The organism is Pseudomonas grandcourensis, from assembly GCF_039909015.1.
Taxonomy (GTDB): Bacteria; Pseudomonadota; Gammaproteobacteria; order Pseudomonadales; family Pseudomonadaceae; genus Aquipseudomonas; species Aquipseudomonas grandcourensis.
Genome location: NZ_CP150919.1, coordinates 2,601,743 through 2,623,441, shown reverse-complemented (window position 1 = coordinate 2,623,441; position 21,699 = coordinate 2,601,743). Strand labels below are relative to the sequence as shown.

Here is a 21,699-nt window from a genome sequence, read left to right as displayed (position 1 = left end):
TTCCTTTATCCGCGAGGCGAAACGGATGTATCCGTTTTCACCAGTGCCGGGGACGGAGCGGCAGGCTGATTACCCGCCTCGATGGCCTGGCGTTGACGAGCCAGGGTGGCGACGGTTTGCGCGTCGGCCATCGGCGCGTCCTGAGGCGCGACCACCGCGCCGGGACGAACCCGTTGCAGACCGTTGATGACGATCCGGTCTTCTTTATGCAAACCGCTGCGCACGATGCGCAAGCCTTCGAGCTTCGGCCCCAGGTCGACGCTCCGGTACACGGCCTTGTTGTCCTGGTCGATCACCAGCACGAACTTCTTGCCCAAGTCAGTGCCCACCGCCTCGTCCTTGATCAGCAGGCCGGCATAGGCCGCGCTGCCCACCAGTTTCAATCGGGCGTACAGCCCCGGGGTGTATTGGCCGTCGGTGTTGTCGAACACCGCGCGACCACGGATGGTGCCGGTCTTGGGATTGACCTGGTTGTCGACGAAGTTCATCTGCCCCAGGTGGCTATTGCCCTCCTCGTTCGACAAGCCCATGTACACCGGCGTGGACTGGCTGCGTCGGCCCTGGCGGGAGAGCTGGCCGTACTTGAGGAACAGGCGCTCGTCGGCGTCGAAATAGGCGTAGACCCTGTCGGTGGAGACCACGCTGGTCAGCGCCGAGGTGTCGGCGGTGACGATGTTGCCGGCGGTGATTTCAGCACGGCTGACCCGGCCGCTGATCGGCGCGGTGACACGGGTGAAGCTCAGGTTCAGGCGTGCCAGATCGAGCTGCGCCTGCACGGCATCGACGGCGGCGCGGGCTTCCTGGGCGGTGGTGTTGCGCGTGTCAGCCAGTTCCGCCGAAATCGCATTGCTGCTCAGCAGGCGCTGGCCCCGCTGTGCTTCATTGCCAGTTCGAACCAGCGTGGCGCGAGCCTGTTGCAACTGCGCTTCGAGGCGATGCACTTCGTGTTCGAACGGCCGTGGATCGATCTGGAACAGTAAATCCCCTTTCTTCACCGACTCACCATCGGTGAAGGCGACACGATCGATCTGCCCCGACACCCGCGGTCGAACCACGACGGTTTCCGGCGCTTCCAGGCGGGCGGTGACTTCATCCCATTCGGTAATGGGTTGCTCGAGCACTTTGGCGACCGTGACAGGTGGCGCACCCGGCGCCTTGGCGGCATCGGGTGCGTGGCCGCAAGCAGTGAGGGTCGCCAACGCCAATGCAGCAAGGGGATAACGCAAAGGTTTGAGTGACTGTTGCATGGGTAGTGTCCGCCTGACGGGTTAGGGGTTGGAGAATTCTCGGCCGCACAGGAGGCAGCGACGAATTGAACCGAGTGAACTTGGCTATCATCATTAATGATGACTATCATGTTTAAGGGCAAAAAAATGAATGCTCAGATCAAGCCTTTGAATCAACAGGATTTTTACTAGAGGACGTAAGACTGACGACAGCGCAGATACAGTCCAGTGCGGGCCCAAGGGTTTGCGCCACCTGCAAGGCCCGGGTGGTCGGTTCCATTTTGTGGCCAATGCGTTTAAACAGAGGGTCGTTGAACAGCGTACGCAATCGGTTCAATGCGCCGCTGACTGCCGGCTGACCCAGGGCAAGCTTTTCTGCGGCGCGGGAGACATTGCGCTCCTGAATGAGCGCCTCGAAAATCACCAGCAGATTGAGGTCGATACTGCGCAGATCATGACGTTTCATGGGGCGGCACCCTGTGAGGTGTTCTGACTTGAGCCATGGGCTCGTCGGCCTGCAAAGCCATTGCCGCGAATTTATATTATGATCATCATCAATACCAGCCCCCCAGCAAAAAATTGCCAGGGCGCTCATCGGATGACAGGACCCCACTCATGAAAGTGACGAAAGACCAGGCAGCAGCCAACAAGGAAGCGATCCTCGGCGCAGCCTCGAAGATGTACCGGGAAAAAGGCATCGACGGCATCGGTATCGGCGAACTGTCCCGCTCGGTGGGCCTGACCCATGGCGGCTTTTACGGACAGTTCCCCGGTGGCAAGGAGCAGCTGGCGTCGGAGGCGGTCAGCCGCACGTTCGAAACCAACATCGAAGACTGGCGAGCCGCCAAATCCATCCCCGAACTGCTCAAGGGTTACCTGACCCAAAGCCACTTGAGCAACTGGACCGAAGGCTGCCCGATCCCCGCCCTGGGGGCCGATGTCGCGCGCAACGGCGGTGCCGTCAGCCACTCATTCACCCAAGGCGTGCAGACCCTGATCGAAACGCTGTTGCCATTGGTTGATGGCGAAACCGATGATGAAAAACACCAGGAGGCCTTGCGTATCCTGTCATCGATTACCGGAGCGATACTGATCGCCAGGGCCCTGGACAACCCTCGATTGTCGGAGCAGTTTCTGCAATCGGTGATTGATGCCTGGTCTGTCAGCACTGAAAAACAGTAGAATCGAACGTCACCAGCCTCCGATATGCATCACGCCAAAGGTTTTTGTATAAAACCTGGCGCGCGCGGCCAATGAGTTTTTTTATCAAGTAAAGGAGCGCAGAATGAGCAGCCTGGCGTTCGAATGACATGCCGCAGGCGGCTGGCGTGTCGTCATCTCGGGCACCACGGGTAGAGACTTTCTCGGGGACGATGAGCGCACTTGCTGTTGACGGCAAGGGCCTGGAGAGGCGTTTTGAAACCATTCCCGCTCAGACCTGGCGCCTCTTTTGACCTGTTTCTTCAAGCGTGTATGCCTCGCCGAGACGCGGTTCCGCCAACCTTGACGGAAAAGGCTGTCATCCCGGGCATTCCCGATGCTCGCTACAGGCTGGACCACGACCTGACGCCTTTCATGGAGGATGCGGTTCAGTCCAACAAACGTGAGAGCGAGGTTCTCGCCAAGGCCGGGAAGCCGAACCATATCCTTCCGCTGGCAAATATGCTGGCGGTTTCCGGTGGCGGCGATGCGGGCGCCTTCGCAGCGGGACTGATTGCTGGATGGACGACGCATGGGACTCGCCCCGTGTTCAAGGTCGTCACAGGCATTAGCGCAGGCGCCCTGGTCGCCCCGTTCGCTTACCTGGGGGCCGAGTACGACGGCGTTATTCGGTACGTCTCCAACGCAATCGGTCCAAAAGACATTTTTCACTCGCGAAGCGTATTAACCCGTCTTGCCAGCGACGGTATAGCGGACAGCAAACCACTGTCGCGGCTCATCGCAAAATACGTCACAGCACAGATTCTTGCGGCGATCGCGACGGAGTACGCCAAAGGACGAATTCTGCTGATCGGTACAACTGACCTTGATTCGGGGCGGCCAGTCACCTGGAACATGGGCGCGATTGCCTCCAGCCAGGCACCGGGAGCGCTCGACCTCTTTCGCAACATCATGCTCGCGTCAATGAGTATTCCCGGTGCAGTCTCACCGGTCATGATCGATGTGGAGGTTGACGGCAAACAGTTCCAGGAAATGCACGTGGACGGAGGGGTCATCACTCAAGTGTTTCTTTACCCACCCAGTACTGTGCTGGTGCTGAGCAAAGCCACCGGAGTACCTGTGCGACTCGACCGTCATTTCTATGTCATTCGTAACGGCACACTGGAGCCACAGTGGTCCGGGACCAAGCGCCGAACATTGAGCATCGGCGGTCGAGCCATCAGTGCCTTGATTCAAACTCAGGGGATCAGCGACCTGGAGCGTATTTACCGCATGGCGCAACAGGATGGAGCGGATTTCAATCTTGCGTACATCGGCTCTGACTTTGATTTTGCGCACGATCGGAAATTCGATGGCGAGTACATGAAGCGTCTATTCGATTACGCCTTTCAACTCAGCGCGAAGGGCTATCCGTGGCATAAATCGCCACACCTGGAAAGCACCAGACGCTGAAACAACCGCTGAAAGATTGAGGCAATCGGGTGCATTGACCGGTTGAGTCCACAGTCGATAGCCAAGCAACTCGGCCACAAAGACCGGACCATGATCGCCAGGATTTTTGATCGCTGGATGCCCTCCGCCAATGCAGGAGCCGGAGGGCGAGCCGGGGTACTTTTTGCCGGCAGTACCAACGTTACGACAACCTCCCCTATTTCAGATCGAAGCGGTCCAGGTTCATCACTTTGGTCCACGCAGCGACGAAGTCCTTGACGAACTTCTGTTGCGCATCGGCGGTAGCATAGAACTCGGCCAACGCACGCAACTGCGCATTGGAACCAAAGACCAGGTCAACCCGGGTCCCCGTCCACTTCACTGCACCGGTCTTGCGATCACGCCCTTCAAACTCCTGTTGGGCATCCGACACCGGCTTCCACTCCACCCCCATATCGAGCAGGTTGGCGAAGAAGTCATTGGTCAACGCTTCCGGCCGTGAGGTGAAGACACCGTGTTTGCTCTGGCCGACATTGGCGTTCAACACCCGTAGCCCACCCAGCAATACCGTCATTTCCGGCGCGCTGAGCGTCAGCAGTTGCGCCTTGTCGATCAGCAGTTTTTCGGCTGGCACACGGTACTGTTGCTTCAGGTAATTACGGAAACCGTCGGCAATCGGTTCAAGGAAACCGAAGGATTCGACATCGGTCTGTTCCTGGCTGGCGTCCATGCGTCCCGGCGTGAAAGGCACCGTCACACTGTGGCCGGCATTTTTCGCGGCCTGCTCCACGCCCACGCCACCGGCGAGTACGATCAGGTCGGCCAGGGAGATTTTCTTGCCGCCACTGTTGAACTCGTTCTGGATGCTTTCGAGTTTCGCCAGCACCGTCGCCAATTGCGCGGGCTGGTTGGCCTGCCAGGACTTCTGTGGTGCCAGGCGCAGGCGCCCACCGTTGGCGCCGCCGCGTTTGTCGGAGCCACGGAAAGACGAAGCCGCCGCCCAGGCCGTAGATACCAGCTGCGAAACTGTCAGCCCCGAGGCCGCAATTTTGCCCTTGAGCGCGGCCACATCGCTGTCATTGACCAGCGGATGATCGACAGCAGGGATCGGGTCTTGCCACAACAGCTCTTCGTTCGGCATTTCCGGGCCGAGGTAGCGTGTGAGCGGCCCCATGTCACGGTGAATCAGCTTGTACCAGGCACGGGCGAAGGCGTCGGCCAACTGGTCTGGATTGGCCAGGAAGCGCCGCGAAATCGGCTCGTAGATCGGGTCAAAGCGTAGCGACAGGTCCGTGGTCAGCATGGTCGGATCACGCCGTTTGGACGGATCAAAGGCATCCGGAATGGTGCCGGCGCCAGCGCCGTTTTTCGGTTTCCACTGGTTTGCCCCCGCCGGGCTCTTGCTCAGTTCCCATTCGTAACCGAACAGGTTTTCCAGGTAGTTGTTGCTCCACCGGGTTGGCGTGGTCGTCCAGGTCACTTCCAGACCACTGGAGATAGCGTCGGCACCGCTACCGGTACCGAACGTGCTCTTCCAGCCCAGGCCCTGCAGTTCGAGGCCGGCGCCTTCGGGCTCAGGCCCGACATGGTCGACAGGACCAGCACCGTGGGTTTTGCCGAAGGCGTGACCGCCTGCGATCAGCGCGACGGTTTCCTCGTCGTTCATGGCCATGCGCGCAAAGGTTTCACGGATGTCCTTCCCGGCGGCGACCGGATCAGAGTTGCCTTCAGGGCCTTCGGGGTTTACGTAAATCAGGCCCATCTGCACGGCGGCGAGTGGGTTTTCCAGATTGCGCTCTGCGGGAGTTTGCCCGGCATCTTTGCCATAACGCACGTCGCCACCCAGCCACGTGCTTTCAGAACCCCAGTAGACGTCTTCGTCCGGTTCCCAGACATCCGGGCGGCCACCGGAAAAACCAAAGGTCTTGAAGCCCATGGATTCCAGTGCAACGTTACCGGTGAGGACGATCAGGTCGGCCCAGGAGATTTTGTTGCCGTACTTTTGCTTGATCGGCCAGAGCAGCCGACGGGCCTTGTCGAGGCTGACGTTGTCCGGCCAGCTGTTGAGCGGTGCAAAACGTTGCTGGCCGGAACCGGCGCCACCCCGGCCATCACCGGTGCGATAGGTGCCCGCGGCGTGCCAGGACATGCGGATGAAGAAAGGCCCATAGTGACCGAAGTCCGCCGGCCACCAGTCCTGGGAATCGGTCATCAGCGCAGTCAGGTCTTTTTTCAGCGCCTGGAAGTCCAGGCTCTTGAAGGCTTCGGCGTAGTTGAAGTCACCCCCCAACGGATCAGACTTGGGCGAGTGTTGGCTCAGGATCTTCAGGTTCAGTTGGTTCGGCCACCAGTCGCGGTTCGTCGTGCCACCGCCAGCGGCGTGATTGAACGGGCATTTCGATTCAGTTGACATGGCATCTCCTCTTGATTTTGTTTTCAGCTAACCACCCTTGAGCGTGGATCCGGATCACCGATTGATGAAATAGTTTTTCGGTATGGGATCCATAGCCTTGAGGCTATGACAGTCTCGCGATCAGTCGCTCCAGACCATCCATTAAAGTACCGGTCGGGGAAACTGTCGCTCCATCTGGGGAGATAGCTGAAAAACAGCGCAAATCAGCAAGAAAGTGCAAGTTCATGAACACCTGCCACAATGGATTAATACTATTTGCTACAAGGATGTTGGCGATCGGAAGGATTGTTTGCCGCGAGAGGTTTTGCCATGCTCCTAAACGCCATTGTGATCTGGTCGTTGCTGTCGATCATCATCGTTGCCGTGCTCTGCCGCCTGGTGCATAACGCCAAGGTCGCCGACCGGGCACTCAAGATCGCCAGGCGGGATCATCAGCCTCAGGGACGAACGCCCGAGAGTGTTTCCATGACCCGGGACAACAGTGGCGACGACGATTCCCATCGCCACTGGGCCTGAGCCATCGAGGTGTTCCTGAACTCAATAAAAAACCGGCCTTTCAGCCGTTTTTTTTATTTCACTCAACAGCACTTCGGTCCGGCTTTACTGCCGTAACGGGCTTCCTGACGCTCGCGGAAGAACGCCTCGTAGTCCATCACCGGTTTGTCCGGATGCTTGTTCTGCATATGCTCGACGTAGTTGTCGTAGTCGGGCATGCCGACCATCAGGCGCGCGGCCTGACCGAGGTATTTACCGAGGCGACTCAGGTCATTGAACATGATCAGGCATCCGGCAGCGCTTGGAATGGAGCTTCCTTGTCCGTGCGTTCCTTGGTGCCCCAGGCAGCGATGCCCACTTTGAGTGCAAAGAACAGGATGCTGAACACCACGAACAGGAACAGTGCGGTCAACGTCGCGTTGGTGTAGGCGTTGAAGATCACGTGCTGCATCTGGTCGATGGTCTTGGCCGGGGCCAGCACCTGACCATTGGCCAAGGCATCGCTGTATTTCTTCGCCAGGGCGAGGAAGCCGATCGCCGGGTTGGCGTCGAACAGCTTGATGAAGCCTGCGGTGGTGGTACAGATCAGCAACCACACGGCCGGCAGCAAGGTCACCCACACATAACGCTGGCGCTTCATCTTGATCAGCACCACGGTGCCGAGCATCAGGGCGATACCGGCCAGCATCTGGTTGGAGATGCCGAACAGCGGCCACAAGGTGTTGATGCCGCCCAACGGATCGATCACGCCCTGGTACAGCAGATACCCCCACATGGCCACGCAACCGGCGGTGGCGATCAGGTTGGCGGTCCAGGATTCGGTGCGACGCAGAGCCGGCACGAACGAGCCGAGCAGGTCCTGCAGCATGAAGCGCCCGGCACGGGTACCGGCGTCCACTGCGGTCAGAATGAACAGCGCTTCAAACAGGATCGCGAAGTGGTACCAGAACGCCATGGTGTTCTCGCCCGGCAACACGTGGTGCAGGATCTGCGCGATACCGACCGCCAGGGTCGGCGCACCGCCGGCACGGGCCAGGATGGTGGTTTCACCGATGTCGTGGGCCACGGCTTGCAGGGCTTCCGGGGTAATCGCAAAGCCCCAGCTGCTGACGGTTTGTGCAACAGCAACAGCATCGGCACCAACCACGGCAGCCGGGCTGTTCATGGCGAAATACACGCCCGGATCGATCACGGAAGCCGCGACCATGGCCATGATCGCCACGAAGGACTCCATCAGCATGCCGCCGTAACCGATATAACGGGCATGCCCTTCACTGGCGAGCAACTTCGGCGTGGTGCCGGAAGCGATCAGCGCATGGAAGCCCGACACCGCGCCACAGGCAATGGTGATGAACAGGAACGGGAACAGACCGCCCTTCCATACCGGGCCGGTGCCGTCGATGAACTGGGTCAGGGCCGGCATTTTCAGCTCGGGCATGGTCACCAGAATGCCGATGGCCAGGGCAACGATGGTGCCGATCTTCAGGAAGGTGGAGAGGTAATCACGGGGCGCCAGGATCAGCCACACCGGCAATACCGCCGCGACAAAACCGTAGCCGATCAGCATCCATGTGATCTGAAGACCGGTAAAGGTAAAGGCCTTGGCCCACACTGGGTCAGCGGCAATCTGCCCGCCGAGCCAGATCGAGCCCAGCAGCAACAGCACGCCGATGACCGAAATCTCACCGATGCGGCCCGGGCGGATGTAGCGCATGTAGATGCCCATGAACATTGCGATCGGGATGGTCGCCATCACCGTGAAAATGCCCCAAGGGCTCTCGGCCAGGGCCTTGACCACGATCAGCGCCAGCACCGCGAGGATGATGATCATGATCAGGAAGCAGCCGAACAGCGCGATGGTACCGGGGATGCGGCCCATTTCCTCACGGACCATGTCGCCCAGGGAGCGACCGTTGCGGCGGGTTGACATGAACAGGACCATGAAGTCCTGCACCGCCCCGGCCAGCACCACGCCGGCGATCAGCCACAGCGTGCCGGGCAGGTAGCCCATCTGCGCTGCCAATACCGGACCGACCAGAGGTCCAGCACCGGCGATGGCCGCGAAGTGGTGACCGAAGAGCACGTGTTTGTTGGTCGGCACGTAGTCCAGACCATCGTTATTGAGCACAGCCGGAGTAGCCCGATTGGGGTCGAGCTGCATCACTTTATTGGCGATGAACAGGCTGTAGTAGCGGTAGGCAACAAGGTAGATGGCGACGGCTGCGACTACGATCCACAGGGCGTTGATCGCTTCGCCGCGGCGCAGGGCCACGACACTCAGCGCAATCGCTCCCAGGACAGCCACGGCAAACCAGGCGAGGTGTTTAGCCAGACGGGGCATAGCGTGTCTCCTGCCGACAGCCAGTGACTGCGGCGGTAATTTTTATAATTGTGTCCGCAGTGCGGAGCTGGCCCAATATCTGCGCATGTCGTCCACAAATAAATCCGCGTTACTACGTACGTGGTGTCTACGTAGTTCTACGTAGAGCACGCCGAACGCCTGTGGGTTGACCACCGGATCCGCGGCCATCCCCGATCAAATGTGGGAGCGAGCTTGCTCGCGATGCGGCCGGCACATTCAACATCGATGTCGCCTGACACTCCGTCATCGCGAGCAAGCTCGCTCCCACAGGTTAAGTGGTTGAACTCAATATCTGCGAACCAGCCAAATCAACTGTGGGAGCGAGCTTGCTCGCGATGAGGCCGGCACATTCGACATCGATGTCGCCTGACACTCCGTCATCGCGAGCAAGCTCGCTCCCACAGGTTCAATGGTTGAACACGACCTTTGTGAACCAGCCAAATCAACTGTGGGAGCGAGCTTGCTCGCGATGCGGCCGGCACATTCAACATCGATGCCGCCTGACACTCCGTCATCGCGAGCAAGCTCGCTCCCACAGGTTAAGTGGTTGAACTCAATATCTGCGAACCAGCCAAATCAACTGTGGGAGCGAGCTTGCTCGCGATGAGGCCGGCACATTCGACATCGATGTCGCCTGACACTCCGTCATCGCGAGCAAGCTCGCTCCCACAGGTTCAATGGTTGAACACGACCTTTGTGAACCAGCCAAATCATTGTGGGAGGGAGCTTGCTCGCGATAAGGCCGGCGCATTCGACATCAATGTCGCCTGACACTCCGCCTTCGCGAGCAGGCTCGCTCCCACAGGTTTCGGTGGTGCCCTCAATACAGCGTCAGGCCCATTCTTTGCGCAAGTGGCGCGCAGCGTTGACCATGTGCACCAGCGCCGTTTCGGTTTCCGGCCAGCCGCGGGTCTTCAGGCCGCAGTCCGGGTTGACCCACAGGCGGTCGGCGGGAATTCGCTTGGCGGCCTTGCGCAGCAGGTTGGCCATTTCCGAGGAGTCCGGCACCCTTGGCGAGTGGATGTCATACACGCCTGGACCGATTTCGTTCGGGTAGGCGAAGGCTTCGAACGCATCCAGCAGTTCCATGTCCGAGCGCGAGGTTTCGATGGTGATCACGTCGGCATCCATGGCGGCGATGGACTCGATCACATCGTTGAATTCGCTGTAGCACATGTGGGTGTGGATCTGGGTTTCGTCCCGCACGCCGCAGGCGCACAGGCGGAACACTTCGGTCGCCCAGTCCAGGTAGTGCTGCCACTGCGCCCGGCGCAAAGGCAGGCCTTCGCGGAACGCGGCTTCGTCGATCTGCACGATCTTGATCCCGGCGGCTTCCAGGTCGACCACTTCGTCGCGAACGGCCAACGCCAGTTGACGGGCCTGCACTTCGCGGCTCACGTCTTCGCGGGGGAACGACCACATCAGCATGGTTACGGGACCGGTCAGCATGCCCTTCATCACCTTGTCGGTGAGGCCCTGGGCGTAGCGGATCCACTCCACGGTCATGGCTTTCGGACGGCTCAGGTCGCCGTAGATCACCGCCGGTTTCACGCAGCGCGAGCCGTAGCTCTGGACCCAGCCGAAACGGGTGAACACGTAGCCGTCGAGTTGCTCGGCGAAGTATTCGACCATGTCGTTGCGCTCGGCTTCACCGTGCACCAGCACGTCCAGGCCCAGGCGTTCCTGCACTTGCACGGCATGACGAATCTCGCTGTGCATGGCTTCGGTGTATTCGGCCTCGGTCAGCTTGCCTTGTTTGAACGACTGGCGAGCCAGACGGATCGACGCGGTTTGCGGGAACGAACCGATGGTGGTGGTCGGGAACAGCGGCAGGTTCAGGCCGGCGTGCTGTTTCTCGATGCGCTGGGCAAACGGCGAGTGACGCTGGCTGTCCTGGGCAGTGATGGCGGCAACACGCGCCTGCACGGCCGGCTTGTGAATGCGTGACGACGCAGCACGGCTGGCCTGCACGGCGCGGCTTTGAGTCAGCGCTTCAAGCACCTTTGGCGCTTCCGGCTCGTTGACCGCCTGAGCCAGCACCGCGACTTCTTCACACTTCTGCACGGCAAACGCCAGCCAGCTTTTCAGTTCGGCATCAAGCTTGTCTTCACGCCCCAGGTCGACCGGGCTGTGCAGCAGCGAGCAGGATGGCGCGACCCACAGGCGATCACCCAAACGTTCTTGAGCATGCTGCAAGGTGGCCAAAGCGTTTTCCAGGTCGCAGCGCCAGACGTTACGGCCGTTGACCACCCCCAGCGACAGCACTTTGTAGGCCGGCAGGCGATCGAGAATGGTCGGGTACTGCTCAGGCGCGCGCACCAGGTCGATGTGCAGGCCGTCCACCGGCAGGTTGGCGGCCAGGCCGAGGTTCTCTTCCAGGCCACCGAAGTACGTGGCGAGCAGTTTCTTCAGCGGGTCACGCTGAATCAGGTTGTAGGCCCGTTCAAAGGCGTTTTTCCAGTCCTGTGGCAGGTCGAGCACCAGGATCGGCTCGTCGATTTGCACCCACTCGACGCCCTGTGCCGCCAGGCGCTGGAAGATCTGGCCGTACAACGGCAACAGGCGATCCAACAGCTCCAGCTTGTCGAATTCGGCGCCCTTGGCCTTGCCCAGCCACAGATAAGTCAACGGGCCGATGATCACCGGCTTGACGTTGTGTCCCAGTGCGCGGGCTTCTTCGACTTCTTCGAACAACTGGTCCCAGCCGAGCTGGAATTGCTGATCGGCGCTGAATTCAGGGACGAGGTAGTGATAGTTGGTGTCGAACCACTTGGTCATTTCCTGAGCGTGTGCGCCGCCGCAGCAACTATCGCTCACACCGCGAGCCATACCGAACAGGGTTTGCAGGCTGGCTTTGCCATCGTGCGGGCGGAACCGCTCCGGGATCACACCGAACATCAACGAGTGGGTCAGGACCTGGTCGTACCAGGCGAAGTCACCGACCGGCAGCAGCTCGATGCCGGCCCTTTTCTGCAAATCCCAGTGGGTCTTGCGCAGGTCGCGGCCCACGGTGCGCAGACCGGCTTCGTCGAGCTCGCCCTTCCAGAACGCCTCTTGAGCCTTTTTCAGTTCGCGGTCGCGACCAATGCGCGGAAATCCAAGGGAATGGGCCAATGCCATGACAATAAAACTCCATCTGGTTAATGGAGCCATTGTCGGTAGTTGAGCCATGGTGAGACAAACTCATTTTTATCGTGATGATCACGAGTTATTCTCATGATCAATGACGCCGTACATGAACACCCGATCCGGCGCGACCGAACCGTGGCGTGTGCGTAAGCCGGGCGTCGATGGCATCATCACCCGCTACGAAGGTTTCGATGCCCGCCCCCCTCTGATCGGCTTAGGAATAGTCCCGATGCGTATCAAAACACTGCTGGCCTGTGCCACGGCGTTCTCCCCGGATGCCACAGCGCAGACCGCCGGGATCAACCCATGACGGCCATTTTTCGGCCGCGTCCGACGTTGATCTTTTTGCTGTTGTTGCTGGTGCTCGTGTTCTGGTTGTCCCTGGCCCTTGGGCCGGTCAGCCTGCCCCTGGGCGATACCTTGCTGGCCGGGATGCGTCTGTTGGGGTTGCCGCTTGACGGTGGCGATACGCAGCAGGCGGAACTGATCCTCGGGCAGATTCGCCTGCCGCGCAGCTTGCTCGGCATCGCCGTGGGCTCGGTACTGGCGTTGTCCGGTGTGGCGATGCAGGGGTTGTTCCGCAATCCCTTGGCCGATCCGGGTCTGGTCGGTGTGTCCGGCGGTGCGGCGCTCGGTGCCGCCCTTGCCATTGTCGGCGGCAGCCTGCTCGGTGGCTTGCCGCCGGCGATCGAACCTTATCTGCTGTCGGTGAGCGCCTTCGCCGGTGGCTTGATCGTCACGGCGGTGGTGTATCGCTTCGGTCGCCGCAACGGGCAAACCGATGTCGCCACCCTGCTCTTGGCGGGTGTGGCGATGACGGCCATGGCCGGTGCCGGGGTCGGGCTGTTCACCTATCTGGCCGATGATGCGACCTTGCGCACCTTGACGTTCTGGAACCTGGGCAGCCTCAACGGCGCCAGTTACCCGCGCTTGTGGCCGTTGCTGATCGTCACCCTGGGCGTGGCGTTGTGGTTGCCCCGCAGGGCGGCGGCGCTCAATGCGATGCTGCTGGGTGAGTCAGAGGCCCGTCACCTGGGCTTTGATATCGAGCGGATCAAGCTTGAGCTGGTGTTGTGTACGGCGCTTGGCGTCGGCGCGGCGGTTGCAGCGGCCGGGCTGATCGGTTTTATCGGTCTGGTGGTGCCGCATCTGATGCGCCTGCTGATCGGCCCGGATCACCGGGTGTTGCTGCCCGCGTCGTTGCTGGCCGGTGCCAGCCTGCTGTTGCTGGCGGACCTGGCGGCGCGCCTGCTGTTGGCGCCGGCTGAATTGCCAATCGGCATCGTGACTGCACTGATCGGCGCTCCGTTCTTTCTATTTCTGTTGGTGCGAGGGCGTTCCTGATGCTGCGGGCAAACAACTTGCTGGTACGTCGTGGCAACCGCACGGTACTGGCGAATATCGATATCGCGTTGCGCCCCGGTGAAGTGCTGGGTGTGCTGGGGCCCAATGGCGCCGGCAAAAGCACCCTGCTCTCCGCTTTATGCGGCGAACTGGCAACCAGCGAAGGCCGGGTCAGCCTCGACGAGCGTCCACTCGCCGACTGGCCGGGTCAGGAGCGGGCCAAACGCCTGGCCGTGCTGCCGCAGAGTTCGAGCCTGAACTTTGCGTTTTCGGTCAATGAAGTCGTCGGCATGGGTCGCTTGCCCCACGCCAGCGGTCGGGTGCGCGATGCCGAAATCGTCACCGAGGCGCTCAAAGCCGCCGACGCCCTTCATCTGGCCGCACGCAGCTATCTGGCCCTGTCCGGCGGTGAACGCCAGCGCGTGCATCTGGCGCGGGTGCTCGCTCAGCTCTGGCCGGGTGCCGAAGGGCAAACCCTGCTGCTCGATGAACCGACGTCAATGCTCGATCCGCTGCACCAGCACACCATTTTGCAAGCGGTGCGTGATTTCGCCGAGCGCGGCGCCGCGGTGCTGGTGATCCTGCACGACCTCAACCTGGCCGCACGTTACTGCGATCAACTACTGTTGTTGCAACAGGGCCTGCCCCACGCCTACGGTCCACCGGCAGAGGTGCTGACCGCCGAAGCGCTGGCGGCGGTGTATGGGTTGGAAGTGCTGATTCACCAACACCCGGAACGCGGCCACCCGTTGATCATCGCGCGCTGATACTGCCCCCTCCTCTGTCATCGAGGGGGCAACTATCCAATAAGGAAAACCGATGCGCTTTCTGTTGCTCTGTGCATTCAGCCTGTTGGCTGCCTGCCAATCCCATCAGGTCACACCGCCCCCGGCGCCCATCGCCCCCCAAGGCCGTGATCACACCGACCTCGGGGTCATCCGTGAACTCGCTACGGGCCGCACGCTGACGCCACAAGAACTGGTCGAACGCCTGGCCGCTGCCCCACGTGTTCTGGTCGGTGAACAGCACGACAACCCGGACCACCACGCCCTGCAATTGTGGCTGCTGCGCGAACTGGCGACACAACGGGCCCAGGGCAGCCTGCTGATGGAGATGCTCAACCCCGATCAACAGGCCAGGGTCGATGCCGCGCAAGCCGCGACCCGCGCGGGCCAGCCGCCGGCCGATGCGTTCAAGGCACTGGCCTGGCAGGCCAATTGGGACTGGAGTGTTTATGGCGCCCTCGTCACCTACGCGCTGCGGCAACCGTATCCGCTGTTGGCGGCGAACCTGGACCGCGCGCAGATCATGCAGATCTACAAACAGCGCCCGGTACTCACGGGGCAAGCGTCCACCACCCAACAGGTGCAGGCGACCTTGCTGGACGACATCCGCGAATCCCATTGCGGCCTGCTGCCCGAAGCGCAGATGCCCGCCATGCTCGCCGTGCAGCAGCAACGTGACCGGCGCATGGCCGAGCGCCTGATGGCCGCGCCGACGCCTGCGTTGCTGCTGGCCGGTGCCTTCCACGTGCGCAAGGATCTGGGGGTACCGCTGCACCTGAAAGACCTGGGTGCCGGTGAAGGGAATGCGGTGCTGATCCTGGCCGAAGCGGGCAAGACCGTGACCGCCGAGAGTGCAGATTATGTGTGGTACACCGCCGCGCAACCGGAACAGGATCATTGCGCGAAGCTGCGTCGTTAAAGCCGACCGAAACATTGTGGCGAGGGGGCTTGCCCCCGTTGGACTACGAAGTAGTCCCAAACCCAGGCAATGCGGTATGTCATGTAAACCGCATTTACCGGCTTTGCGACTGCTTCGCAGCCGAACGGGGGCAAGCCCCCTCGCCACAGGGGCCGGCTTGGCTTCAACCTCCGGCGCGACACTATGTCACGCCTGTGCGCCGGTCCAATGGTCGTATCCGCCCCTCGACCACCGGCACAGTTTGTTAACATCTCCCCGATTTTTTCGTCTGTACAGTCATCACGCTGTCATTTCAGCCTGTTCAACAGGATGCTTTTTTCATGAGTACTTTGTATACCCGCCGAACCGTCCTGCAAGGCATGGGCCTGTTGAGCCTGGGCCTGCTCGCCGGTTGCGACGACAGCAGCAAGCTGTCGTTCAAGTACGGCAAAGACCTCAGCGACAAGATCATGGGGCGTAACTTCAAGCTCAAGAACGCTCAGGGCGAAACCCGGATGCTGGGCAGCTATCGCGGCCTGATGCCGATGGTGTTCTTCGGTTTCACCCAGTGCCCGGCCGTGTGCCCCACCACACTGGCCCGCGCGGCCCAGGCCAAGAAACTGATGGGCCGCGATGGCGAAAGGCTGCAGGTGGTCTTCATCACCCTGGACCCTGAGCGCGACACGCCAGAGATGATCGACAAATACGTGAAAGCCTTCGACCCGAGTTTCGAAGCGCTGTACGGCACCCTGGAAGAAACCGCCGCCACCGCCAAGGAATTTGGCGTGTTCTTTGAAAAAGTGCCGAGCGGCGATACCTATACCCTCTCCCATACCGCGACCAGCTATGTCTTCGACTCCCGGGGCACTCTGCGCCTGGGACTGTCCACGTCCCTGACGGCCCAAGAGTGCGCAGAAGACCTGCTCACCGTGATGGAGGTTTGCTGAAATGAATGCCCCGCAGGCTAACAACCGTTTCGCACAACGCTGCAAGCAACTGGCGTTGGGCTTGTCCCTGATCGGCCTGACTTTTCAGGTGTTGGCACAAACCGAGGTCGACGACGCCTGGGTCCGCGCCACCGTGGCCGGCCAGCCGTCGAGCGGCGCCTTCATGACCGTCACCGCCAGCAGCGACAGCAAGTTGCTGAGCGTGCAAACGCCGGTTGCCAAGCTGGTGCAGATTCATGAAATGAGCATGAAAGACGACGTGATGAAGATGCGGCAGGTGCAATCCGTTGAGCTGCCGGCTGGCAAAGCGGTGAGCTTCGATCCCAACGGCTATCACATCATGCTGATGAACCTCACAGGTCAGATCAAGGAAGGCGACAAGGTGCCACTGACCTTGACCGTCGAAAACGCCAAGGGCGAGAAAGAGTCGATTCAGGTTGAAGCCGTTGCCAAGGCGATTGGCACCATGGATCACGGCACGATGACGCATGATCATAGCAAGATGAATTGATTTTCCCGCAGTATCGCAACACAAAAAAAAGATCGCAGCCTGCGGCAGGCTGCGATCTTTTTTTGATCAAGACTTTTTCACGTCAACTCAAACCAGCTTGAGCACGACATTGATGTTGTTGCGCGTGGCTTTCGAGTACGGGCAGTACTGGTGCCCAGTGTCGACGATTTTCTGCGCGGTTTCACGTTCCAGCCCCGGCAGGCTGACATTGAGCCGCGCCTGCAGCAGGTAGCCGCCTTCATTGGTACCCAAATCAACCTCGGCATCGACGGCCATATCCTTGGGCAGCGCGACTTTCATTTCCCTGGCCGCCACCTGCATGGCGCCGATAAAGCAGGCTGACCAACCGGCAGCGAACAGTTGCTCAGGGTTAGTACCGCCACCGCCCGCACCTGGCGACGACAGCTTCACATCGAGAATCCCGTCGGAGCTGCGGGACGCGCCGTCACGCCCGCCGATGGTGTGGGTTTTGGCGGTGTACAACACTTTATCGATCTGGCTCATGGTGACCTCCTGATTGAGTTGTAAGAAACCGGTTCTACACCCCGTTGGGTCGCTGGGATGGTCAATCAATATAGACGTCGCTGCCCCACACCGCGGTTAATCCGACCGGCGTCCGCTTCTTCTTTATTTACGCGCCAACTTGTACCTGACGCAGTCTTCATAAAAGCTCTGGCGTACAGCAGTCGGTTTCAATCGCGACGGACTGTCATAAGTTTGCTCTGTAATGCCCATTGCCATCATGCGCATCCAGCTTTTGGCGAACTTGTAGGCCTGGATTTTCTGGCGGGCGGCATACAAGGAAACGCCTGAAAGCTTCAGTTCCTGTGCCCTTGCAGCGGTGCCAGCGCCCCAACTGCACATGTACTGATCATTGGCGGCCAGTTCTTTTGCTTGAGCCGAGTTGGCTATACCCGCAACTATTAGCGGGACTAATGCGATCCATATCTTGCGCATTTCGACCTATCTAACCATTTGAAAACGAAGTAATTTTGCAGAGAACTTTGAAACTTGGGGGCCAGCATCCTGCCTTTTCTTCAAATAAATGAAAAAGCGGGATGGGCGGTCGTCGATTTCTTGCGAGATTTCAAACCTTTGCTATAGCTAAGGTTCTCAATCGCCAACTAAGTGAGGCAACGGAATGTCAGTCGCAAAAAAAATGAGTGTGGGGCAACTGACAATGTTGACCGCCGTCAACATGTTGGGCTCAGGCATTGTGCTACTACCGACGAAATTAGCGGAAGTCGGTGCAATTTCGATTCTCTCCTGGCTGATAACGGCCACCGGTTCCCTCGCTCTGGCCTACGCCTTTGCGCGATGCGGGATGCTCAGCCGCAAGACCGGCGGCATGGGCGGTTATGCCGAGTACACCTTCGGTAAAGCAGGTAACTACATCACCAACTACACCTACGGCCTCTCACTGTTGATTGCCAACGTGGCAATCAGTATTACCGCGGTCGGCTATATTCAGGTGTTGTTCGGGATAAAACTCGATTCACTGCAAGTAGGCCTGGCGACTATTGCGCTGCTGTGGATCACCACCTTCGCCAACTTTGGCGGTGCCAGCATTACCGGCCGGATCGGCGCGATCACCGTCTGGGGTGTAATTGCACCGGTGGTGCTGGTGTCCACGGTGGGCTGGTTCTGGTTCGACAGCAGCGTTTACGCCGCTGGCTGGAACCCCCACGACAAGGGCTGGTTCGAAGCGGCAGGCGCCTCGGTGGCGATCACCCTGTGGGCCTTCCTTGGTCTGGAATCGGCGTGCGCCAACACCGACGCAGTGGAAAACCCTGAGCGCAACGTACCGATTGCCGTGCTGGGCGGCACCCTGGGTGCGGCGGTGATCTACATTGTCTCCACCAACGTCATCTTCGGCATCGTCGGCAACGAAGAACTGGTCGCGTCCACCGCGCCGTTCGGCCTGGTGTTCGCCAAGATGTTCACCCCGATGGTCGGCGACATCGTGATGGCGGCCATGGTGCTCGCCTGCATCGGTTCGCTGCTGGGTTGGCAGTTCACCATCGCCCAGGTGTACAAAAGCTCGGCCGACACCGGCTACTTCCTGTCGATCTTCGCCAAGGGCAACAAAGCGGGAACGCCGATTGTCGGCATGCTGGTGCTGCTGGCGGCACAGACCGCGCTGGCCCTGCTCACCATCAGTCCCGACTTGAGCAAGCAGTTCGACACCCTGGTCAACCTCGCGGTGGTGACCAACCTGGTGCCGTACATCCTGTCCATGGCCGCGCTGATGACCATGCAGAAAGTCTCCAACGTGCCGGAAGGCAAGGCACTGGCGACCAACGTCATTGCGTTGATCGCAGCGGCCTACAGTTACCTGGCGCTCTACAGCTCCGGTGAGCAGGCCCTGATGCTGGGCGGCGTGGCCACAATCGTTGGTTACACCCTGTTCGGCTTCGTCAACAACCGCCTGATCCGCCTCGAAGCACTCAACAACAGCGTACCGACGCAAACCGTCAGCGCGCAGCACCTCACTGCAGATCCAGTGCCGGTGAACAATCTGAATAAAGCCACTCTGGAGGTTCAAGCATGACGGAATATAAACACTCGCTGGGCATGTTGGCGCTACTGGTCAGCAGCCCGCCGGACAAGCGAACGGTGTTTGGCCGCGCCCTGGATCAACTGGTCCACGACGTAGAGGGACGTGGCGTCAGCGTACTGGCCTCGGAAAGCCTCACCGATGCCGCCTCGATCCTGCGCTCGGACCCTGCCATTCAATGCGTGCTCATCCGCTGGGAAATGGACACCAGCGAAGGCCACGCCGACTGCACCAAACTGCTGGTCAAGCTGCGCGAGCGCAACACCCGGGTGCCGGTGTTCCTGATCAGCGACCGTACCACCGCGTCGACCATTCCATTACTGGTCATGCAACACGCCGACGACTTCATCTGGCTGCCCGAGGACACCTCCCGTTTCCTCAGCGGGCGCATCCTGGCGGCCATCGAGCGCTATCGCCAGGCCGCCCTGCCGCCGATGTTCGGCGCCCTGGTTAAGTTCGCCCGCAATTATGAATACTCCTGGCACACCCCAGGCCATGCCGGCGGCACCGCGTTCCTGAAGAGCACCGCAGGCCGGGCCTTCTACGAGTTCTTCGGCGAGAACCTGCTGCGTTCCGACCTGTCGATCTCGGTGGGCGAACTCGGTTCGCTGCTCGATCACAGCGGCCCTATCGGCCAGGGCGAACGCTATGCCGCCAAGGTCTTCGGCGCCCACCGCACGTACTACGTGACCAACGGCTCGTCGATGTCCAACCGCGTCATCCTGATGGCCAGCGTCACGCGCAACCAGATCGCCCTGTGCGACCGCAATTGCCACAAGTCCGCCGAGCACGCGATGACCCTGTCCGGGGCGATTCCGACCTACCTGGTGCCGACCCGCAACCGCTACGGCATCATCGGCCCGATCCTGCCGCAGACCCTGAGCGCCGAAGGCGTGAAAGCCGCCATCGCCGACAACCCGCTGGTCAAGGCAGGCATCGATCCGACGCCGGTGCACGCGATTGTCACCAACTCCACCTACGACGGCCTGACCTACAACGTCACCCGCGTCGAAGAGCTGCTGGGCGAAAGCGTGGACCGTCTGCACTTCGACGAAGCCTGGTACGGTTATGCGCGCTTCAACCCGCTGTACAGCGGACGCCATGCCATGCACGGCAACCCGGCCGATCACGACAAGTCCAAGCCGACCGTGTTCGCCACCCAGTCGACCCACAAGTTGCTGGCTGCCCTGTCCCAGGCCTCGATGATCCACGTGCGTGACGGGCGTAACCCGATCGAACATGCGCGCTTCAACGAGTCGTACATGATGCACGCCTCGACCTCGCCGAACTACGCGATCATGGCGTCCTGCGACGTCAGCTCGGCGATGATGGAAGCACCGAGCGGGCAGATCCTCACCAGCGAGTCGATCGAAGAAGCCATCAGCTTCCGCCAGGTTCTCTCGCGCATGCACAACGAGATGCTGGGCAAGAACGACTGGTTCTTCACCTGCTGGCAGCCGCCGACCGTACAGGTTGGCGCAGCGACCGTGCCGTTCCATGAAGTCGACCCGGCCACACTGAAAACCGACCCGAACTGCTGGGTCCTGCACCCGAACGCGGTGTGGCACGGCTTCGGCGACATCGAAGACGGTTACTGCATGCTCGACCCGATCAAGGTCTCGGTGCTCAGCCCGGGCATGGGCGACGACGGCAGCCTGCTCGCCTCCGGTATCCCCGCTTGCGTGGTCACAGCGTACCTGGGCCGCCAGGGTATCGTGGTCGAGAAAACCACCGACTTCACCATCCTGTTCCTGTTCTCCATCGGCATCACCAAAGGCAAGTGGGGCACGCTGCTCAACGCCCTGCTCGACTTCAAGCGTGACTACGACGACAACGCCGAGCTCGAGCTGTGCCTGCCCGACCTGTACAACGCCAACCAGCATCGCTATGCCGGCATGGGCCTGAAGGATCTGGCCGACGAAATCTTCGCCGCCATGAAGAAACACAAGACCACCGCCAACATGTCCCAGGCCTTCGGCACCCTGCCAAAAGCCGAGTTCAGCCCGGTGGAGGCCTACGAAAAACTGGTGCGCAACGACATCGAGCTGGTGACGCTCAACGAAGCCGCCGGGCGTCTTGCCGCGACCGGTATCGTGCCGTATCCGCCAGGCATCCCGTTGCTCATGCCAGGTGAGAACGCGGGCCCAGCGGACGGTCCGTTGCTGGCGTATCTCAAGGCACTGGAAGCCTTCGACAAATCCTTCCCCGGCTTCACCCATGACACCCACGGGATCGAAGTCGAAGACGGCGTTTATCGGATGCTGGTACTGAAATAGGTCCAACCGATTCACCGCAACACCTGTGGGAGCGAGCTTGCTCGCGATAGCGTTTTTGCAGTCAACATCACTGTTGCCTGACACGACGCCATCGCGAGCAAGCTCGCTCCCACATTGCTTTGCATCCCCCCAAAAATCCCTATGGGCAAACTCAATCACAGCGC

General features: G+C 60.4%; 19 protein-coding genes. 11 read left to right on the top strand and 8 right to left on the bottom strand.

All coding sequences use genetic code 11. From position 1 onward, the window contains the following. Nucleotides 1-5: 5 nt before the first annotated feature. On the bottom strand, nt 6-1,247 hold the full coding sequence (gene mexE / locus AABM52_RS11800; protein WP_347911916.1) for a multidrug efflux RND transporter periplasmic adaptor subunit MexE: 1,242 nt from the start codon (nt 1,245-1,247) through the stop codon (nt 6-8). Nucleotides 1,248-1,386: 139 nt separating this feature from the next. Then, complete coding sequence (locus AABM52_RS11795) at nt 1,387-1,692, bottom strand: LysR family transcriptional regulator (RefSeq protein WP_347911915.1); 306 nt, start codon at nt 1,690-1,692, stop codon at nt 1,387-1,389. A gap of 149 nt (nt 1,693-1,841) precedes the next feature. On the opposite strand from AABM52_RS11795, the gene AABM52_RS11790 reads away from it, so the two are divergent. Together AABM52_RS11790 and AABM52_RS11785 are read left to right on the top strand one after the other, a co-directional pair. Next, nucleotides 1,842-2,408 carry a helix-turn-helix domain-containing protein gene (locus tag AABM52_RS11790; protein ID WP_347911914.1) on the top strand — a complete coding sequence of 189 codons (567 nt, stop codon included), beginning with the start codon at nt 1,842-1,844 and terminating at the stop codon, nt 2,406-2,408. Nucleotides 2,409-2,642: 234 nt separating this feature from the next. Then, entirely contained in the window at nt 2,643-3,839 is a 1,197-nt protein-coding gene (locus AABM52_RS11785; RefSeq protein ID WP_347911913.1) for a patatin-like phospholipase family protein, read from the top strand. Between the two features lie 196 nt (nt 3,840-4,035). Here AABM52_RS11785 and katG read toward each other — a convergent pair whose 3' ends face one another. After that, nucleotides 4,036-6,231, bottom strand: a complete 2,196-nt coding sequence (gene katG / locus AABM52_RS11780) for a catalase/peroxidase HPI (protein WP_347911912.1) — start codon at nt 6,229-6,231, stop codon at nt 4,036-4,038. Nucleotides 6,232-6,540: 309 nt separating this feature from the next. Between katG and AABM52_RS11775 the strand changes: the two genes are divergently transcribed. Beyond that, nucleotides 6,541-6,747, top strand: coding sequence for a hypothetical protein (locus tag AABM52_RS11775; RefSeq protein WP_347911911.1), 207 nt, complete (start codon nt 6,541-6,543; stop codon nt 6,745-6,747). Nucleotides 6,748-6,809: 62 nt separating this feature from the next. Here AABM52_RS11775 and AABM52_RS11770 read toward each other — a convergent pair whose 3' ends face one another. From AABM52_RS11770 to metE, 3 genes are all read right to left on the bottom strand, one after another. Next, a complete protein-coding gene (locus AABM52_RS11770) occupies nt 6,810-7,007 on the bottom strand; it encodes a YbdD/YjiX family protein (protein ID WP_046042517.1) in 198 nt (65 codons plus the stop codon). Nucleotides 7,008-7,009: 2 nt separating this feature from the next. Beyond that, the gene (locus tag AABM52_RS11765; protein WP_347911910.1) at nt 7,010-9,067 is read right to left on the bottom strand and encodes a carbon starvation CstA family protein; all 2,058 of its coding nucleotides are present in this window, start codon (nt 9,065-9,067) and stop codon (nt 7,010-7,012) included. Between the two features lie 852 nt (nt 9,068-9,919). Continuing rightward, entirely contained in the window at nt 9,920-12,208 is a 2,289-nt protein-coding gene (metE, locus tag AABM52_RS11760) for a 5-methyltetrahydropteroyltriglutamate--homocysteine S-methyltransferase (protein ID WP_347911909.1), read from the bottom strand. Between the two features lie 115 nt (nt 12,209-12,323). Between metE and AABM52_RS11755 the strand changes: the two genes are divergently transcribed. The 6 genes from AABM52_RS11755 (at nt 12,324) to AABM52_RS11730 (ending at nt 16,702) form a co-directional block, all read left to right on the top strand. Next, entirely contained in the window at nt 12,324-12,527 is a 204-nt protein-coding gene (locus tag AABM52_RS11755) for a hypothetical protein (protein WP_347911908.1), read from the top strand. A gap of 50 nt (nt 12,528-12,577) precedes the next feature. Then, nucleotides 12,578-13,561: an iron chelate uptake ABC transporter family permease subunit gene (locus AABM52_RS11750; protein ID WP_347912617.1), complete on the top strand. Its 984-nt coding sequence runs from the start codon at nt 12,578-12,580 to the stop codon at nt 13,559-13,561. After that, nucleotides 13,561-14,328: a heme ABC transporter ATP-binding protein gene (locus AABM52_RS11745; RefSeq protein ID WP_347911907.1), complete on the top strand. Its 768-nt coding sequence runs from the start codon at nt 13,561-13,563 to the stop codon at nt 14,326-14,328. Before AABM52_RS11750 ends, AABM52_RS11745 begins: the two co-directional genes overlap by 1 nt. A gap of 52 nt (nt 14,329-14,380) precedes the next feature. Continuing rightward, on the top strand, nt 14,381-15,265 hold the full coding sequence (locus tag AABM52_RS11740; protein ID WP_347911906.1) for a ChaN family lipoprotein: 885 nt from the start codon (nt 14,381-14,383) through the stop codon (nt 15,263-15,265). 320 nt (nt 15,266-15,585) lie between these two features. Then, nucleotides 15,586-16,191, top strand: coding sequence for an SCO family protein (locus AABM52_RS11735; RefSeq protein ID WP_347911905.1), 606 nt, complete (start codon nt 15,586-15,588; stop codon nt 16,189-16,191). A 1-nt stretch (nt 16,192) separates the two neighbouring features. Continuing rightward, entirely contained in the window at nt 16,193-16,702 is a 510-nt protein-coding gene (locus tag AABM52_RS11730; RefSeq protein WP_347911904.1) for a copper chaperone PCu(A)C, read from the top strand. 87 nt (nt 16,703-16,789) lie between these two features. On the opposite strand, the gene AABM52_RS11725 is transcribed toward AABM52_RS11730, so the two are convergent. Both AABM52_RS11725 and AABM52_RS11720 read right to left on the bottom strand, forming a co-directional pair. After that, complete coding sequence (locus AABM52_RS11725; RefSeq protein WP_347911903.1) at nt 16,790-17,206, bottom strand: organic hydroperoxide resistance protein; 417 nt, start codon at nt 17,204-17,206, stop codon at nt 16,790-16,792. A 123-nt stretch (nt 17,207-17,329) separates the two neighbouring features. Continuing rightward, complete coding sequence (locus AABM52_RS11720) at nt 17,330-17,659, bottom strand: hypothetical protein (protein WP_347911902.1); 330 nt, start codon at nt 17,657-17,659, stop codon at nt 17,330-17,332. Nucleotides 17,660-17,843: 184 nt separating this feature from the next. On the opposite strand from AABM52_RS11720, the gene potE reads away from it, so the two are divergent. After that, nucleotides 17,844-19,253 (top strand): putrescine-ornithine antiporter, encoded by a 1,410-nt coding sequence (potE, locus tag AABM52_RS11715; RefSeq protein WP_347911901.1) that lies wholly within the window; start codon nt 17,844-17,846, stop codon nt 19,251-19,253. Continuing rightward, on the top strand, nt 19,250-21,535 hold the full coding sequence (locus AABM52_RS11710) for an Orn/Lys/Arg decarboxylase N-terminal domain-containing protein (protein WP_347911900.1): 2,286 nt from the start codon (nt 19,250-19,252) through the stop codon (nt 21,533-21,535). The genes potE and AABM52_RS11710 overlap by 4 nt, the downstream gene beginning before the upstream one ends. Nucleotides 21,536-21,699 lie beyond the last annotated feature (164 nt).

Bases quoted from the DNA above. Each gene is read 5' to 3' on its own strand.
- mexE (WP_347911916.1), bottom strand. From the start codon at position 1,247: ATGCAACAGTCACTCAAACCTTTGCGTTATCCCCTTGCTGCATTGGCG.
- AABM52_RS11795 (WP_347911915.1), bottom strand. From the start codon at position 1,692: ATGAAACGTCATGATCTGCGCAGTATCGACCTCAATCTGCTGGTGATT.
- AABM52_RS11790 (WP_347911914.1), top strand. From the start codon at position 1,842: ATGAAAGTGACGAAAGACCAGGCAGCAGCCAACAAGGAAGCGATCCTC.
- katG (WP_347911912.1), bottom strand. From the start codon at position 6,231: ATGTCAACTGAATCGAAATGCCCGTTCAATCACGCCGCTGGCGGTGGC.
- AABM52_RS11775 (WP_347911911.1), top strand. From the start codon at position 6,541: ATGCTCCTAAACGCCATTGTGATCTGGTCGTTGCTGTCGATCATCATC.
- AABM52_RS11770 (WP_046042517.1), bottom strand. From the start codon at position 7,007: ATGTTCAATGACCTGAGTCGCCTCGGTAAATACCTCGGTCAGGCCGCG.
- AABM52_RS11765 (WP_347911910.1), bottom strand. From the start codon at position 9,067: ATGCCCCGTCTGGCTAAACACCTCGCCTGGTTTGCCGTGGCTGTCCTG.
- metE (WP_347911909.1), bottom strand. From the start codon at position 12,208: ATGGCATTGGCCCATTCCCTTGGATTTCCGCGCATTGGTCGCGACCGC.
- AABM52_RS11755 (WP_347911908.1), top strand. From the start codon at position 12,324: ATGAACACCCGATCCGGCGCGACCGAACCGTGGCGTGTGCGTAAGCCG.
- AABM52_RS11745 (WP_347911907.1), top strand. From the start codon at position 13,561: ATGCTGCGGGCAAACAACTTGCTGGTACGTCGTGGCAACCGCACGGTA.
- AABM52_RS11740 (WP_347911906.1), top strand. From the start codon at position 14,381: ATGCGCTTTCTGTTGCTCTGTGCATTCAGCCTGTTGGCTGCCTGCCAA.
- AABM52_RS11735 (WP_347911905.1), top strand. From the start codon at position 15,586: ATGAGTACTTTGTATACCCGCCGAACCGTCCTGCAAGGCATGGGCCTG.
- AABM52_RS11730 (WP_347911904.1), top strand. From the start codon at position 16,193: ATGAATGCCCCGCAGGCTAACAACCGTTTCGCACAACGCTGCAAGCAA.
- AABM52_RS11725 (WP_347911903.1), bottom strand. From the start codon at position 17,206: ATGAGCCAGATCGATAAAGTGTTGTACACCGCCAAAACCCACACCATC.
- AABM52_RS11720 (WP_347911902.1), bottom strand. From the start codon at position 17,659: ATGCGCAAGATATGGATCGCATTAGTCCCGCTAATAGTTGCGGGTATA.
- potE (WP_347911901.1), top strand. From the start codon at position 17,844: ATGTCAGTCGCAAAAAAAATGAGTGTGGGGCAACTGACAATGTTGACC.
- AABM52_RS11710 (WP_347911900.1), top strand. From the start codon at position 19,250: ATGACGGAATATAAACACTCGCTGGGCATGTTGGCGCTACTGGTCAGC.